Source organism: Streptomyces sp. MJM8645 (assembly GCF_001625365.1).
GTDB lineage: Bacteria > Actinomycetota > Actinomycetes > Streptomycetales > Streptomycetaceae > Kitasatospora.
The window spans coordinates 2,561,112-2,574,942 of sequence record NZ_LJJF01000001.1 but is presented as its reverse complement, the minus strand read 5'-3'; the positions used below and the strand labels follow the sequence as shown (position 1 = coordinate 2,574,942).

Sequence of the window (13,831 nt, the reverse complement as noted above, 5' to 3'; positions counted from 1 at the left end):
CACGGTTCGCGGGCAGCCGCGTGCCGTGCCACCAGTCAGGTACCTCGCGATGTGGAAGTAGGTCGAGATTGCGATGAGCTCTCGATGAGTACGCGATGAGTACGCGATGGGTACGCCCATGAAGTAGCGACGGTCCGGCGGACGAGACACCCCGGACTCATAGACAGGAGTGAAGTGGCTAAGGTCCGGGTTTACGAACTCGCCAAGGAACTTGGCTTGGAGAGCAAGGCCGTCATGGCCAAGCTCACCGAGCTCGGTGAGTTCGTCCGTTCGGCGTCCTCGACGATTGAGGCGCCGGTCGTACGAAAGCTGACTGACGCGCTTGGTGTGGCCCCCACCGGTGGTGGTTCCGCTGCCAAGCCGGGCCCGCGCAAGAGCGCGGCGCCCCAGCCCGCGGGTGGCTCCGCCGCCGCGGGTGCACCCAAGCCGGGTGCTCCGACCCCGGGTCCGCGCCCCAGCGCGACCCCTGGTCCCCGTCCCACCCCGGCCCCTGCGGCCGAGGCCGCGCCCGCCGCCCCGGCGGCCCCCGCCGCCGCCAAGCCGGCGGGTGGCCCGACCCCGGGCCCGCGCCCGGCGGCGCGTCCCGCTGCTCCGGCGGCCCCGGCCGCTCCCGCGGCCGAGTTCTCCTCGCCGGCTCCGGCCGGTGACACCCCGCGTCAGGCCTCGCAGGCTCCGCAGGCTCCGCAGGCTCCGCAGGCCTCGCAGGCTCCGCAGGCCCCGCAGGCCTCGCGTCCGGCCGGTCCCGCCGGCGGCGGTGCCCGTCCGGGTCCGCGTCCGGCCGGCCCGCGTCCGGGCAACAACCCGTTCACCTCGGGCAGCGCGACCGGTATGGCCCGCCCCGGCGACCGCCGTCAGGGCGCGCCGGGTGCGCGTCCCGCCGGTCAGGGCGCCCCGGGTGGCGACCGTCCGCGTCCGGGCGGCGACCGTCCGCGTCCCGCTGGTGCTCCCGGTGCCGACCGTGGCGCCGCGCGTCCCGGTGGCGACCGTCCGCGTCCCGCTGGTGCTCCCGGCGCTGACCGTGGCGCCCCGCGTCCCGGTGGCGACCGTCCGCGTCCCGCTGGTGCTCCCGGCGCTGACCGTGGCGCCCCGCGTCCCGGTGGCGACCGTCCGCGTCCCGACGGCATGCCGCGTCCGGCCGGTCCGCGCCCCGGCGCCCCGTCCCCGTCCGGCATGCCGCGCCCGAACCCGGGCATGATGCCGCAGCGTCCGGCTCCGGGCCCGCGTCCGGGCCCCGGCGGCCGTGGCCCCGGTGGCCCCGGTGGCCGTCCGGGTGGTCCGGGTGCCGGTGGCGCCCGTCCGGGCTTCCAGGGTCGTCCGGCCGGTCCGGGCTCGCGTCCGGCCGGTGGCGGCGGCTTCGGCGGTCCGCGTCCCGGTGGCGGTGCCCCCGGTGGCGGCGGCGGCTTCGGCCCGCGTCCCGGTGGTTTCGGTGGTCGTCCCGGCGGCCCGGGTGCCCGTGGTGGCACGCAGGGCGCCTTCGGTCGTGGCCCGGGCGGTCGCCCGGCGCGTGGCCGCAAGTCGAAGCGGGCGAAGCGCCAGGAGTACGAGGCCATGCAGGCCCCGTCCGTCGGCGGTGTGATGCTGCCTCGCGGCAACGGCCAGACCGTTCGCCTGTCGAGCGGCGCCTCGCTGATGGACTTCGCGGAGAAGATCAACGCCAACCCGGCCGCGCTCGTCTCCGTCATGTTCAACCTCGGTGAGATGGTCACCGCGACGCAGTCGGTCTCCGACGCGACCCTCGAGCTGCTGGCCGGCGAGATGGGCTTCATCCTGGAGATCGTCAGCCGCGACGACGAGGACCGCGAGCTGCTGGAGTCGTTCGACATCGACTTCGGTGCGAACGAGGGCGACGAGGACCAGCTGGCCCCGCGCCCGCCGGTCGTCACCGTCATGGGTCACGTCGACCACGGTAAGACCCGCCTGCTGGACGCCATCCGCAAGTCCAACGTGGTGGCCGGCGAGGCCGGTGGCATCACCCAGCACATCGGTGCCTACCAGGTCGTCACCGAGGTGAACGGCGAGCAGCGCCCGATCACCTTCCTCGACACCCCGGGTCACGAGGCGTTCTCCGCCATGCGTGCCCGTGGTGCCAAGTCCACCGACATCGCGATCCTGGTGGTCGCGGCCAACGACGGTGTCATGCCGCAGACGGTCGAGGCGTTGAACCACGCCAAGGCCGCGGGTGTGCCGATCGTGGTCGCCGTCAACAAGATCGACGTCGAGGGCGCCGACCCGACCAAGGTCCGCGGTCAGCTGACCGAGTTCGGTCTGGTGGCCGAGGAGTACGGCGGCGACACCATGTTCGTCGACATCTCCGCGCGCCAGGGCCTCAACATCGAGCAGCTGCTGGAGGCCGTGGTCCTCACCGCGGACGCCTCGCTCGACCTGCGGGCCAACCCCGAGCAGGACGCGCAGGGTATCGCCATCGAGGCCCACCTCGACAAGGGCCGCGGCGCCATGGCGACCGTGCTCGTGCAGCGCGGTACCCTCCGCGTCGGCGACTCGATCGTGGTCGGCGACGCCTACGGCCGCGTCCGCGCGATGCTGGACGAGAACGGCAACAGCCTCGCCGAGGCCGGCCCGTCCCGCCCGGTGCTGCTGCTCGGTCTGACCTCGGTGCCCCGTGCCGGCGACAGCTTCATCGTCGTCGACGAGGACCGCACCGCCCGTCAGATCGCCGAGAAGCGCTCGGCCCGCGACCGCAACGCCGCCTTCGCGCAGCGTCGGGTCCGGGTGTCCCTGGAGGACCTGGACAAGGCCATCGCCGCCGGCGAGATCGAGCAGCTCAACCTCATCATCAAGGGTGACGTCTCCGGTTCGGTCGAGGCCCTTGAGGACGCCCTCGTCAAGCTGGACGTGGGCGAGGAGGTCGAGCTCCGCATCCTGCACCGCGGTGTGGGTGCGATCACCGAGTCCGACGTCAACCTGGCGATGGGTTCGGACGCCATCATCATCGGCTTCAACGTGCGCGCCGAAGGCCGTGCGCGTACCGCGGCCGACAAGGAAGGCGTGGACGTCCGGTACTACTCGGTCATCTACCAGGCGATCGAGGAGATCGAGAACGCCCTCAAGGGCATGCTCAAGCCCGAGTACGAGGAGGTGCGCCTCGGCTCCGCGGAGATCCGCGAGGTGTTCCGCTCCTCCAAGTTCGGCAACATCGCGGGTGTCATCGTCCGCGAGGGCCTGCTGCGCCGCAACGCCAAGGCCCGCCTCATCCGCGACGGCAAGGTCGTGGCGGAGAGCCTCAACATCGAGGGTCTGCGCCGCTTCAAGGACGACGCGACCGAGGTCCGCGAGGGCTTCGAGGCCGGTGTCACCCTGGGGTCGTTCAACGACATCAAGGTCGAGGACATCATCGAGACCTACGAGATGCGCGAGAAGCCGCGTTCGTAGTCGGTGAAAGCCGGGGCCGGTCGACGGGTGGTATTTCCGTCGACCGGCCCCGGTCTCGCTGTGTAGGGTCCGGGGTAGTTCAGATGTTGCAGCGTTCAGATGCCGCAGCGTTCATACCTAGTACCGGCAGCCCGGTTCCGGGCTGCCCCCCGAGGCCTTCCAGGTCGGCGAGACCTGTCATACATGTTCGTGGGAACACTCACCTTCGACCTGCTGTTGGGCGACGTCCACTCGCTCAAGGAGAAGCGTTCGATCGTGCGGCCCATCGTGGCCGAACTGCAGCGCAAGTACAGCGTGTGCGCTGCCGAGACCGGGAACCAGGATCTGCACCGCAGGGCCGAGATCGGCCTCGCGGTGGTGGCCGGCGATGCCGGATACGTCACCGAGATCCTGGACAGCTGTGAGCGGTTGGTCGCCGGCCGCCCCGAGGTGCAGCTCCTCTCCGCGAGGAGGAGGTACCACAACGACGACGATGAATGAGAGCCGTGGAGGCGGTCGGCGGAAGTCGCCGTTCTCACACGGATCAGGACCCAGAGCGCCCGCAAGGCCGGGCGCGGGCCGGTACTTTGGGGCGTGGGCCCCGAAGGGTGCGCAGCTCACCCGAATGCCGGACCCACTGCACGAGGAGGCAACGTGACCGACACCGCAAGGGCGCGCAAGCTCGCCGACCGCATCCAGGTGGTCGTCGCCCAGACCCTGGAGCGGCGGGTCAAGGACCCGCGACTGGGGTTCGTGACCATCACCGACACCCGGGTGACCGGGGATCTGCGCGAGGCCACCGTCTTCTACACCGTCTTCGGCGACGAGACCGAGCGCGAGGCCACGGCCGCCGCGCTGGAGAGCGCCAAGGGCGTGATCCGCTCCGAGGTCGGCAAGATCGGGGTGCGTTTCACCCCGACGCTGACCTTCGTCGCGGACGCGCTGCCGGACAACGCCCGGAACATCGACGACCTGCTCGACCGGGCCAAGGCCATCGACGCGGCGGTGCGCACCACCGCCGCGGGCGCGACCTACGCCGGCGAGGCGGACCCGTACAAGGTTCCGGCGGCCGAGCGTGACGACGAGGACGAGTAGTCATGGCGGGTGAGCCGGCGAAGGTCGCCTCGCGAGCCGGTTCGACCACGGGGGCGTCTTCCACCAGCACGGTGGAGGACGCCCTCGTGGCGCTCCCGGGGCCGCGCACCGAGGAGAGCGGTTTCGAGCTGCTCTGGCAGCAGGTGGTGGCGGAGATCGGGCGGGCCCGGTCGATCGACCTGATCTGCCACATCTGCCCGGACGGCGACGCCCTGGGCTCCTCGTTGGCGGCCGCGCTGGCGCTGCGCGGGCTCGGCAAGCGGGTGCGGGTCTCCTTCGGCGACGACCCGCAGATCGTGCCCGAGTCGCTGGCCTTCCTGCCCGGCCAGGAGCTGATCGTGCCGGCCGCCGAGGTGCCGGACGTCCCCGAGCTGGTGCTCTGCTTCGACGTGGCCGCGGAGAGTCGGCTCGGCCTGCTGCACGGCAAGGCCTTCGCCGCGCCGGTGCTGGTGGTGATCGACCACCACGCCTCCAATCCGGGCTTCGGCACCCACCAGCTGATCGACCCGACCGCGCCGGCCACCGCCGTCCTGGTCGACGAACTGCTGCGCCGGCTCGGCGTCGAACTCGACCAGGACCTGGCCACCTGCCTGTACACCGGCGTCGCCACCGACACCGGTTCGTTCAAGTACCGGGCCACCACGCCCGCCACCCACGAACTCGCCGGGCGGCTGCTGGCCACCGGCATCCGGCACGACCTGATCTCCCGGCAGCTGTGGGACACCTCCTCCTTCGGTTACCTCAAGGTGCTCGCAGGCGCGCTCGACCGGGCCGTCTACGAGCCGGACGCGGCCGGCGGGCTGGGCCTGGTGTGGACCTGGGTGCCGTACCAGGACCTGGTGCTGTTCAGCGTCACGGTCGAGGAGATCGAGGGGCTGATCGACATCCTGCGCCGCCCGGCCGAGGCCGAGGTGGCGCTGGTGCTCAAGCAGGACCCGGACGGCACGCTGCGGGGCTCCTCGCGTTCCAAGGGCGCGGTGGACGTCGCCGCCGCCTGCGCCGAGCTGGGTGGCGGCGGGCACGTCTTCGCGGCCGGGTTCAGCGCCCGGGAGGACGTGGCCGCGGTGGTCGAACGGTTCCGGAGCGCGCTGCGACCGGTACGTTGATCATCTCTTGACCGCTTTTTAGAGAAAGAACTTGATGAAGCGCAAAGGCACCGGCCCGGACGGCCTGGTGATCGTCGACAAGCCCGAGGGCATCACCTCCCACGGGGTCGTCGCCAAGCTGCGATGGCTGGCCGGGACGCGGAAGGTCGGGCACGCCGGCACGCTCGACCCGATGGCCACCGGCGTGCTGGTGATCGGCGTCGAGCGGGCCACCCGGCTGCTCGGCCACCTGATGCTCACCGCCAAGACGTACGAGGCGACCATCCGGCTCGGCCAGACCACCGTCACCGACGACCGGGAGGGCGAGGTCACCGCGTCCGCCCCGGCCGACGGGGTGACCAGGGAGGCGATCGACGCCGGGATCGCCGTGCTCACCGGCGAGATCATGCAGGTGCCCTCCAAGGTCAGCGCGATCAAGATCGACGGCAAGCGGTCGTACGCGCGGGTGCGCGAGGGCGAGGACTTCGAGCTCGCGGCCCGGCCCACCACGATCCACTCCTTCACCGTGCACGCACAGCGCGCGGCGCTCGCCGAGGACGGCACGCCGGTGATCGACCTGGACGTGACCGTCGAGTGCTCCTCCGGCACCTACATCCGGGCGCTGGCCCGCGACCTGGGCGCCGGGCTCGGCGTCGGCGGCCACCTCACCGCGCTGCGGCGCACCAGGGTCGGGCCGTACTCGGTGGAGTCGGCGCACACCCTGGAGCAGCTGGAGGCCGCGGTCACCGGCGAGTCCCCGACGGGGCTGCAGGTGCTGCCGATCGGGGAGGCCGCGGCCGCCGCCTTCCCGCGCTGGGACCTGGACGAGTCGCAGGCGGAGAAGCTGTCGCACGGTGCCCGGCTCAAGGCGCCCGGGCTGGGCGTGGACGGGCCGATCGCGGTGTTCGGGCCGGACGGGCGCTTCCTCGCGCTGGTCGAGGAGACGGGCGGGCAGGCGAAGCCGGTCGCGGTCTTCGTCGGCTGACGCCCCGCAGCGCACGCGTCACCCCCGTCGGGAGTCTTCCGGCGGGGGTTTCGCTCGTTCGGGAGTCGTCCCGGGAGGGGTTTCGCTCGTTCGGGGGGTGTTTCGGCGAGGTCCGGGGTTCCGGGTGAGGTCCGGAGGTTCGTTCCGGCGAGGGACGGGTCACCCGCCCGGGGGAGCGCGCGAGGTGAACGCCCGTGGTGAGCGGCGCAGGCGCGGTGGGGCCGCCTCCCGGGCGGGCAGGCTCCCCGACGGCGAGCAGGTCGCCGTGACGAGCCCGCCCCCGGGCCGTCCGGCCTGCGGGGAGGGCAGTGCGAATGCCGGGATTCCTGGACGGCGACGGCGTGGCGGGAGACCCGGGGCGGTACCTGCTGCGGATCCGCGACCTCAACGGGCGACTGCACGGCTTAGGGTTCGTCGCCGACCCGCAGGGCACTGTCCTCACCGCCCACGAGAGCGTCACCGGCCTGGACCGGATCGTCCTGCACACCCCCGGCGGGCAGACCAGGGTGCTGGGCCCGGACGCCGTACTGCCGCTGCCCGGGCACGGGCTCGCCCTGCTGCGCACCGACGCGGTCGGCGGGCTGCCCGTGCCGCCGCTGCCCGTCGCGGCCCTCGGGGCCGGGCGCGAGGTGCTGCTGCCCGCGCTGGCCGGCGAGGACGGGCGCGTGGTGGCGCTGCGTTGCGGTCTGCTGGGTGCCGCCGGGGCCGGGTACGGCGGGGTCGGCGGGGTGCTGCTGCTCGACCCGCCGGTGGTCGCCGGCGTCGGGGTGCCGGCCGGCTCGCCGGTGCTGGACGCCCGCAGCGGCGCCGTGGTGGCCCTGGCCGTGCCCGCGCTGCGCGGGCCGCAGCACGGCGGCGCGCTCCCGGCGGTGCCGGCCGGCGGCGGCGCGGTCGCGGTCGCCCCGGCGCTGGCCGAACTGCTGGCGCGCAACGGCGCGGCTGTGCCCGGCTACGGGCCCGCGCTCAACCTGGCCGGCGTGCTGCGGCTGACCGCCGCCCAGCTGGCCGCCGCAGGGGCCGGCCCGGACCGGGTCGCCGGGCTCGCCGCCGACCGGGTCGACCGGCCCGACGGACTGGCCGGGGACGAGCCGCAGGCCACCGTCACCGCGCTGGTCGGCGCCCCCGGCAGCGGGCGCTCCACCGAACTCGCCGCCCTCGCCGCCCGCCGCGCCGGCGGCGCCCGGCCGCTGCCCACCCTCTGGCTGCGCGGCGCCGACCTGCGCGCCGAGGACCGCTCGCTCGCGGCCCCGGTGGAACGGGCCCTGGCCGCCGTCGCGGCCGAGCTGGGCACCCCGGCGCCCGCGCCGGAACCGGTGGCGGCGCTGTGCGCGGCGGCCGGGCGGCCGCTGCTGGTGGTCCTGGACGGCCCCGAGGAGGCCCCCGCGCCGCTGGACCCGCGCTGGCTGCGCGGCGCGGGGGACTGGCTGACCGGCTGCGGGGCGCGGCTGCTGACCGCCTGCGGCGAGGAGGCCTGGGTGCGGCTGGCGGCCGAGAAGTGGGGCAGCGGCCCCGGCCCCGGCCCCGCCCGGTACCCGGACCCGCCGGAGCCGGACGGCGACCTGGCCAGCGCCCCCACCGTCCGGATGGACGGCGGCGGCCCGGGCGCCCCCAGCCTCGCCGGGCACCGGCTCGGCCCGCTCCCCGCCGAGGCGGCCGAGCGGGTGCGCCGCCGCTACGGGCTGCCGCCGGGCTGGCCGGCCGACGCCGACGCGCGGCACCCGCTGGCCGTCCGGCTGGCCGGCGAGCTGTGGGCGGAGGGCCTGCGCGGGGAGCCGGGCCGCCGGGGCGAGCTGTTCGCCGCCTACCTGGACCTGCGCTGTCTGCGGGTGGCCCGGCGGCTGGCCGAGGACGGGCGGCAGCGCCGCCCGGGCGCCCACCGCCGGAGTTCCGCCCGCCCGGCCGGGCCCTCCCACGGGCGGGTGCGGCGGCTGGCGGCCGCGGTGGCCGGACGGGTGCACGAGGCGGCCCGGCGGATGCTCGGCGCCGGGCCGGGCGGGCTGGGCCGGGCCGTCTTCGAGGAGCTGTTCCCGGCGGCCGGCGGCTGGGCCACGGCGGTCCTCGCCGAGGGCCTTTTCGTCCCGGCCGGGCCCGGATTCCGCTTCGCGCACGGGGAGTTCGCGGACTGGCTGCAGGGCCTGCACCTGGACCTGGACGCCGCGCTGCGGCTGCTGCTCGGCGAGGCTGCGGACACGCCGTCCTCGCCCGCGAACGGGCTGGCGGGCGCGTCCGCGGCAGGCCCCCCGCGCGGCGTCCCCCGGCACCGGATCGGCCCGGTCGCCGCCGCGCTGCGCCGGCTGGCCGAGACCTGGGGCGCACCCGCCCTGGACCCGTGGCTGCACCGGCTCTGGCGCGCCCTGGACCTGCGCCCGCCCGGCAGCGAACCGGCCTGGTGGGCGGGCCGGCTGCTCACCGCCGGGCTGGCCGCCAGCCCCGATCCGGCCGAACACCGGGCGCTGCTCGACCAGTTGGCCGGGCGGATCGCCGAACGGGCGGTCGCCGAAGGCGGGTTGGACGCGCTCCCGGCGGACGGGCTCGGCGCGTTCGGCCCGGCGTTCTGGACCGGCCTCGGCCTGCCCGCCGAGGCCGAACTCGCCCTGCTGCGCCGCCTGGTGGCCGCCGACGGGCCAGGGCAGCCGTTCCTCGGCGCGGTGGCCGAGCGGCTGCGCGCCGACCCCGTCGCGGTGTTCCCGCTGCTCTGCGCCTGGTTCGACGATCCGCGCGGCCTGCCCGGCCGCCCCGGGCACACCGTCGCCGACCTCGCCCACGACCTGCTGCACGCCCACCGCCGGCTCGCCCTGGACGAGTTGGCCGACGCCCTGGCCGACGCCGCGCACCCGAGGGCGGACGCGCTGCTCACCGTGCTCGCCACCGAGGAACCCTCCGCGCTCTGCCGGGCGGTGGACCGCTGGAGCCACGACGGGCGGCCCGAGCGGCACGTCGCCGCCGCCGTGCACGCCCTGCACGCCGCCCCGCACGCCGTCGGCGCCGCCGCCGGACTGCTGCGGTTCAGCGCGCTGACCCTGCTCGCCCGCGAGGACGAACCGGGCCTGCACGGCGCCGCCCTCGCCCTGCTGGTCGGCGACCCGGCGACCAGGGCCGAGCACCTCCCCGCCGCGCTGGCCCTGCACCGGGCGGGCGGCGACGCCTTCCTCACCCCCAGGGCGCTGGCCCCCGCCCTGGAGAGCGACCCGGAACCCGTCCTGGCCGCGCTCGCCGACCGGCTGGCGGCCCCCGGCGCGGCCGCCGCCGAGACCCTGCGGATGCTCGCCGACGCCCGCACCCCGGTGGCCACCCGGCGGGGCGCCGAACTCGCCGCCCGGCTGCTGCGCGAGCACCCGGCGCTGGCCGGCCCGGTCGCGGTCGACTACCTGGGCCGCCGCCTGGAGCGCGCCGCGACCGGCGGCCCGGCCGCCCGGCTGGAGCTGCGGGTGCTGCTCGGCGGCGCGCTGGCCGCCCGGGCGGCGGGCGTGCGGCGGCCGTTCGCCCAGGTGCTGTCCGTCCCGGTGGCCGACCCGGCGGCGGACGCGCTGCGCTGTGAACTGCTGGACACCCTGCTCGCCATCGAGACCGACCCGGCGGTGCTGACCGCGGCCGTGGAGCGGCTGGCCGAGCACTGCGCGGCCGAGAATCCGGCCCGGGCCCGCGCGGTGCTGGCCCGGGCGACGCCCGGCCTGCCGGCTGCGGACGAACTGCTGGTGCGCTGCGCCGGCCGCTCGGCGGCGTTCGCGCAGCTGCTCGCCCAGTGGCCGCGGGACGCCGCCCCGACCGCGCCGGACGGGCCCCGGCTGGTCCGGATGCGGGCCCTGGCGGCGGCCGGCCGCGACCCGCAGTACGCGGCCGCCGAGGCGGAGCGGACCGTGCCCGGGCGGGCCGCGCACCCGCCGGTGCGCCCAACCCGCATTCCGGTGCCGGAGCAGGAGCAGGCGCATGGCACGCTATAGGGGTTCGGGTTTGAGCGTTTGAGCGTACAGAGGGTACGCGCCGTACGGAACAAGGAGCGGTCAGGGTGCAGCGCTGGCGTGGCCTGGAGGAGATCCCCGCTGACTGGGGACGCAGCGTCGTCACCATCGGCTCGTTCGACGGGGTGCACCGCGGGCATCAGCTGATCATCGGTCGGGCGGTCGAGCGGGCCCGCGAACTCGGCCTCCCCGCGGTGGTGGTGACCTTCGACCCGCACCCGCGCGAGGTCATCCGCCCGGGCAGCCACCCGCCGCTGCTCGCCCCGCAGGCGCGCCGCGCCGAGCTGATCGCGGGCCTCGGCGTGGACGCGGTGCTGGTGCTGCCGTTCACTCCGGAGCTGTCCCAGGAGTCGCCGGAGACCTTCGTCCAGCAGGTCCTGGTCGACGCCCTGCACGCCCGGGCCGTCATCGAGGGCCCCAACTTCCGCTTCGGGCACCGGGCCGCCGGGGACGTCGCGCTGCTCACCGAGCTGGGCCGCTCGGCCGGCTTCGACGTCGAGGTGGTCGACCTCCAGGTGAGCGGCGCGGCCGGGTCCGGCGAGCCGTTCTCCTCCACCCTGACCCGGCGGCTGGTCGCGACCGGGGACATGGCCGGCGCCGGCGAGGTGCTGGGCCGCCCGCACCGGGTCGAGGGCGTGGTGGTGCGCGGCGCGCAGCGCGGCCGTGAGCTCGGCTACCCGACCGCCAACGTCGAGACCGTGCCGCACAGCGCGATCCCGGCCGACGGCGTGTACGCGGGCTGGCTGACCGCCGACGGCGAGCGCATGCCCGCCGCCATCTCGGTCGGCACCAACCCGACCTTCGACGGCACCGCCCGCACCGTCGAGGCGTACGCCATCGACCGGGTCGGCCTGGACCTGTACGGGCTGCACGTGGCCGTGGACTTCCTGGCCTACCTGCGCGGGATGGAGAAGTTCGACTCCATCGACGCGCTGCTCGACCGGATGGCCGACGACGTCAAGCAGGCCCGCGAGCTGACCGACGGCGTCTGAGCACTGCCGCAGCACGGGGAAGGGCCCGCCGACCTGGTCGGCGGGCCCTTCGGCGTCACTGCGGGGGCTGCGGCGGGTGGCCGTAGCCGGGCGGCGGCTGGTAGCCGTCCGGCGGGGGCGGCGGGGACGGCTGGGATGGCGAGGCGGGCGAGGCGGGCGAGGCGGGCGGGGCGGGCTGCGGCGGCTGGCCCTGGGCGGGCGGGTAGCCGTAACCCGGGCCCGGCTGCGGGGCCGGCTGCTGCTGGGCGCCCGGCTGCGGCCAGGCCGTGGGGGCGGGCGGCTGCTGCGGGTAGCCGTAGCCGGGTGGCGGCGGCGGGGCCTGGCCGGGCTGCGGCGCCCACGGCGCCCCGGGGGCGGGCTGAGCGGCCTGGCCGGCCTGACCCGCCTGACCCGCCTGACCCGGATACGGCTGTGGCTGTGGCTGCGGCGGGTACGGCGTGGCCTGCACCTGCTGCTGCCACCCGGACTGCTGGGCGGCGGCCTGCTGGGCCCGGACGATGTCCTCGCCGACCAGGGTGGCCAGCTCGAAGTAGGCCTCGCGGACCTTGGGCCGCATCATGTCGAGGTTGACCTCGGCGCCGGCCGCCAGGCTCTCGTCGAACGGCACCACGATCACCCCGCGGCAGCGGGTCTGGAAGTGCGCGACGATGTCCTCGACCTTGATCAGCTTGCTGGTCTCGCGCACCCCGGAGACCACCGTGATGCTGCGCTGCACCAGGTCCGCGTAGCCGTGCGCGGAGAGCCAGTCCAGGGTGGTCGAGGCGCTGGAGGCGCCGTCCACGCTGGGGGTGGAGACGATGATCAGCTGGTCGGCGAGGTCCAGCACCCCGCGCATCGCGCTGTACAGCAGGCCGGTGCCGGAGTCGGTCAGGATGATCGGGTACTGGCGGCCCAGCACGTCGATGACCTGGCGGTAGTCCGAGTCGTTGAACGTGGTCGAGACCGCCGGGTCGACGTCGTTCGCCAGGATCTCCAGGCCCGAGTTGAGGTCCTGCGAGGTGAACTGACGGATGTCCATGTAGCTGCGCAGGTGCGGGATGGCCGTCACCAGGTCGCGGATGGTCGCGCCGGTCTGGCGCTTGACCCGGCGGCCCAGGGTGCCGGCGTCCGGGTTGGCGTCGATCGCGATCACCTTGTCCTGGCGCTCGCTGGCCAGGGTCGCGCCGAGCGCGGTGGTGGTCGTGGTCTTGCCGACCCCGCCCTTGAGGCTGATCACGGCGATCCGGTAGCAGCTCAGCACCGGGGTGCGGATGATCTCCAGCTTGCGCGACTTCTCGGCGGCCGCCGCCTTGCCGCCGAACTGGAACCGCGGCTGCTGGCGCTGCTGCTTGGGCTGGCTGCGCAGCAGCCGGTCCGAGGACAGCTCGACCGCGGCGGTGTAGCCGAGTGGCGCGCCGTGCGCCACGGGCGGCTGCGGGGCGGCGGAGTGCGGGAACGCGACCGGCGGCGGCGCGACGGCGCCCTGCGGCGGCCACGGCTGCACCCCGCCGGACTGCTCGTGCGGCGCGCCCGGCAGCAACGGCCGGTAGTCGTGCGGCTGGGGCTGGGCCGACTGCGGGTAGGCGGGGGGCTGCGGCCAGCCGCCCTGACGCGGATCCACCGGCGCGGGCTGCGGGGTCGGCTGCTGCGGCTGTGCGGGCTGCGGTTGGGCGGCGCCCTGCTGGGCGGCCCACGCGGCGGCGGCCTGCGGGTCGTGCGCCGGCAGTGGCTGCTGCGGGGGCAGGTGCTGCGCGGGCGGCTGCGGGTACGGCTGCGGGTACGTCTGCGGCGGGACCGGCTGGGCGGGCTGCGCCGGCGGCGGGGCCGAGACCGGGGCCGGGTACGGCGGTTGCGGGGCGGGCTGCGGCTGCGCCGGCCAGCCCGGGGCGACGGCCTGTGGCTGCTCGAACGCAGGGGCAGGGGCAGGAGCGGGGACGGGGGCCTGGGCAGGGGCGGACGCCGGGAACGGGACGTGCTGCGCCTCGGCCTGGACGGGCTGTGCGGGCGGCACGGGCTGGGCGGGTACGGGCGCCTGAGCCGGCGTCGGGGCCGGAGCCTGGGCGGGCACCGGCGCCGGAGCGGTGGCCTGCGGAGCCTGCACCGCCGGGGCCGGAGCCTGAACTGCCGGAGCCTGCACCGCCGTCGGAGCCTGAACTGCCGGGGCCGGGGCTGGGGCTGGGGCCGCCGAGGCGTCCGTCTGCACGTACCAGGACGGGGGAGTGTAGTCGGGCGCGTCGGACCAGTCGTCGTCGTCCTCTGCCGCGTTGTCGCCGACGTAGACGCCGTCCCGATCGCTGCTCACTAGGGCTCCCTCGTGTTCGCCGCCGCTTGTTCAGCGGTGCCGTTGCCGCATCAAAGACTAGGCCG

At 75.7% G+C, this 13,831-nt stretch carries 8 protein-coding genes; 7 read left to right on the top strand and 1 reads right to left on the bottom strand.

Annotated elements, in window-relative coordinates:
* Positions 1-174: 174 nt before the first annotated feature.
* The 7 genes from infB (at position 175) to A6F73_RS10920 (ending at position 11,485) form a co-directional block, all read left to right on the top strand.
* A complete protein-coding gene (gene infB, locus A6F73_RS39240; protein WP_079135591.1) occupies positions 175-3,390 on the top strand; it encodes a translation initiation factor IF-2 in 3,216 nt (1,071 codons plus the stop codon).
* Between the two features lie 183 nt (positions 3,391-3,573).
* Entirely contained in the window at positions 3,574-3,870 is a 297-nt protein-coding gene (locus A6F73_RS10945) for a DUF503 domain-containing protein (RefSeq protein ID WP_063347622.1), read from the top strand.
* 153 nt (positions 3,871-4,023) lie between these two features.
* Positions 4,024-4,464 (top strand): 30S ribosome-binding factor RbfA, encoded by a 441-nt coding sequence (gene rbfA / locus A6F73_RS10940; protein ID WP_063347621.1) that lies wholly within the window; start codon positions 4,024-4,026, stop codon positions 4,462-4,464.
* Between the two features lie 2 nt (positions 4,465-4,466).
* Positions 4,467-5,570 (top strand): bifunctional oligoribonuclease/PAP phosphatase NrnA, encoded by a 1,104-nt coding sequence (locus A6F73_RS10935; protein WP_079135590.1) that lies wholly within the window; start codon positions 4,467-4,469, stop codon positions 5,568-5,570.
* A 34-nt stretch (positions 5,571-5,604) separates the two neighbouring features.
* On the top strand, positions 5,605-6,534 hold the full coding sequence (gene truB, locus A6F73_RS10930; RefSeq protein WP_063347620.1) for a tRNA pseudouridine(55) synthase TruB: 930 nt from the start codon (positions 5,605-5,607) through the stop codon (positions 6,532-6,534).
* 314 nt (positions 6,535-6,848) lie between these two features.
* Positions 6,849-10,475, top strand: a complete 3,627-nt coding sequence (locus A6F73_RS43965; protein ID WP_063347619.1) for a serine protease — start codon at positions 6,849-6,851, stop codon at positions 10,473-10,475.
* A gap of 65 nt (positions 10,476-10,540) precedes the next feature.
* Complete coding sequence (locus A6F73_RS10920) at positions 10,541-11,485, top strand: bifunctional riboflavin kinase/FAD synthetase (protein WP_063347618.1); 945 nt, start codon at positions 10,541-10,543, stop codon at positions 11,483-11,485.
* Between the two features lie 55 nt (positions 11,486-11,540).
* Here A6F73_RS10920 and A6F73_RS10915 read toward each other — a convergent pair whose 3' ends face one another.
* Positions 11,541-13,766: a MinD/ParA family protein gene (locus A6F73_RS10915; protein ID WP_063347617.1), complete on the bottom strand. Its 2,226-nt coding sequence runs from the start codon at positions 13,764-13,766 to the stop codon at positions 11,541-11,543.
* Positions 13,767-13,831: the final 65 nt, after the last annotated feature.

Bases quoted from the DNA above. Each gene is read 5' to 3' on its own strand.
- A6F73_RS10945 (WP_063347622.1), top strand. From the start codon at position 3,574: ATGTTCGTGGGAACACTCACCTTCGACCTGCTGTTGGGCGACGTCCAC.
- A6F73_RS10935 (WP_079135590.1), top strand. From the start codon at position 4,467: ATGGCGGGTGAGCCGGCGAAGGTCGCCTCGCGAGCCGGTTCGACCACG.
- truB (WP_063347620.1), top strand. From the start codon at position 5,605: ATGAAGCGCAAAGGCACCGGCCCGGACGGCCTGGTGATCGTCGACAAG.
- A6F73_RS43965 (WP_063347619.1), top strand. From the start codon at position 6,849: ATGCCGGGATTCCTGGACGGCGACGGCGTGGCGGGAGACCCGGGGCGG.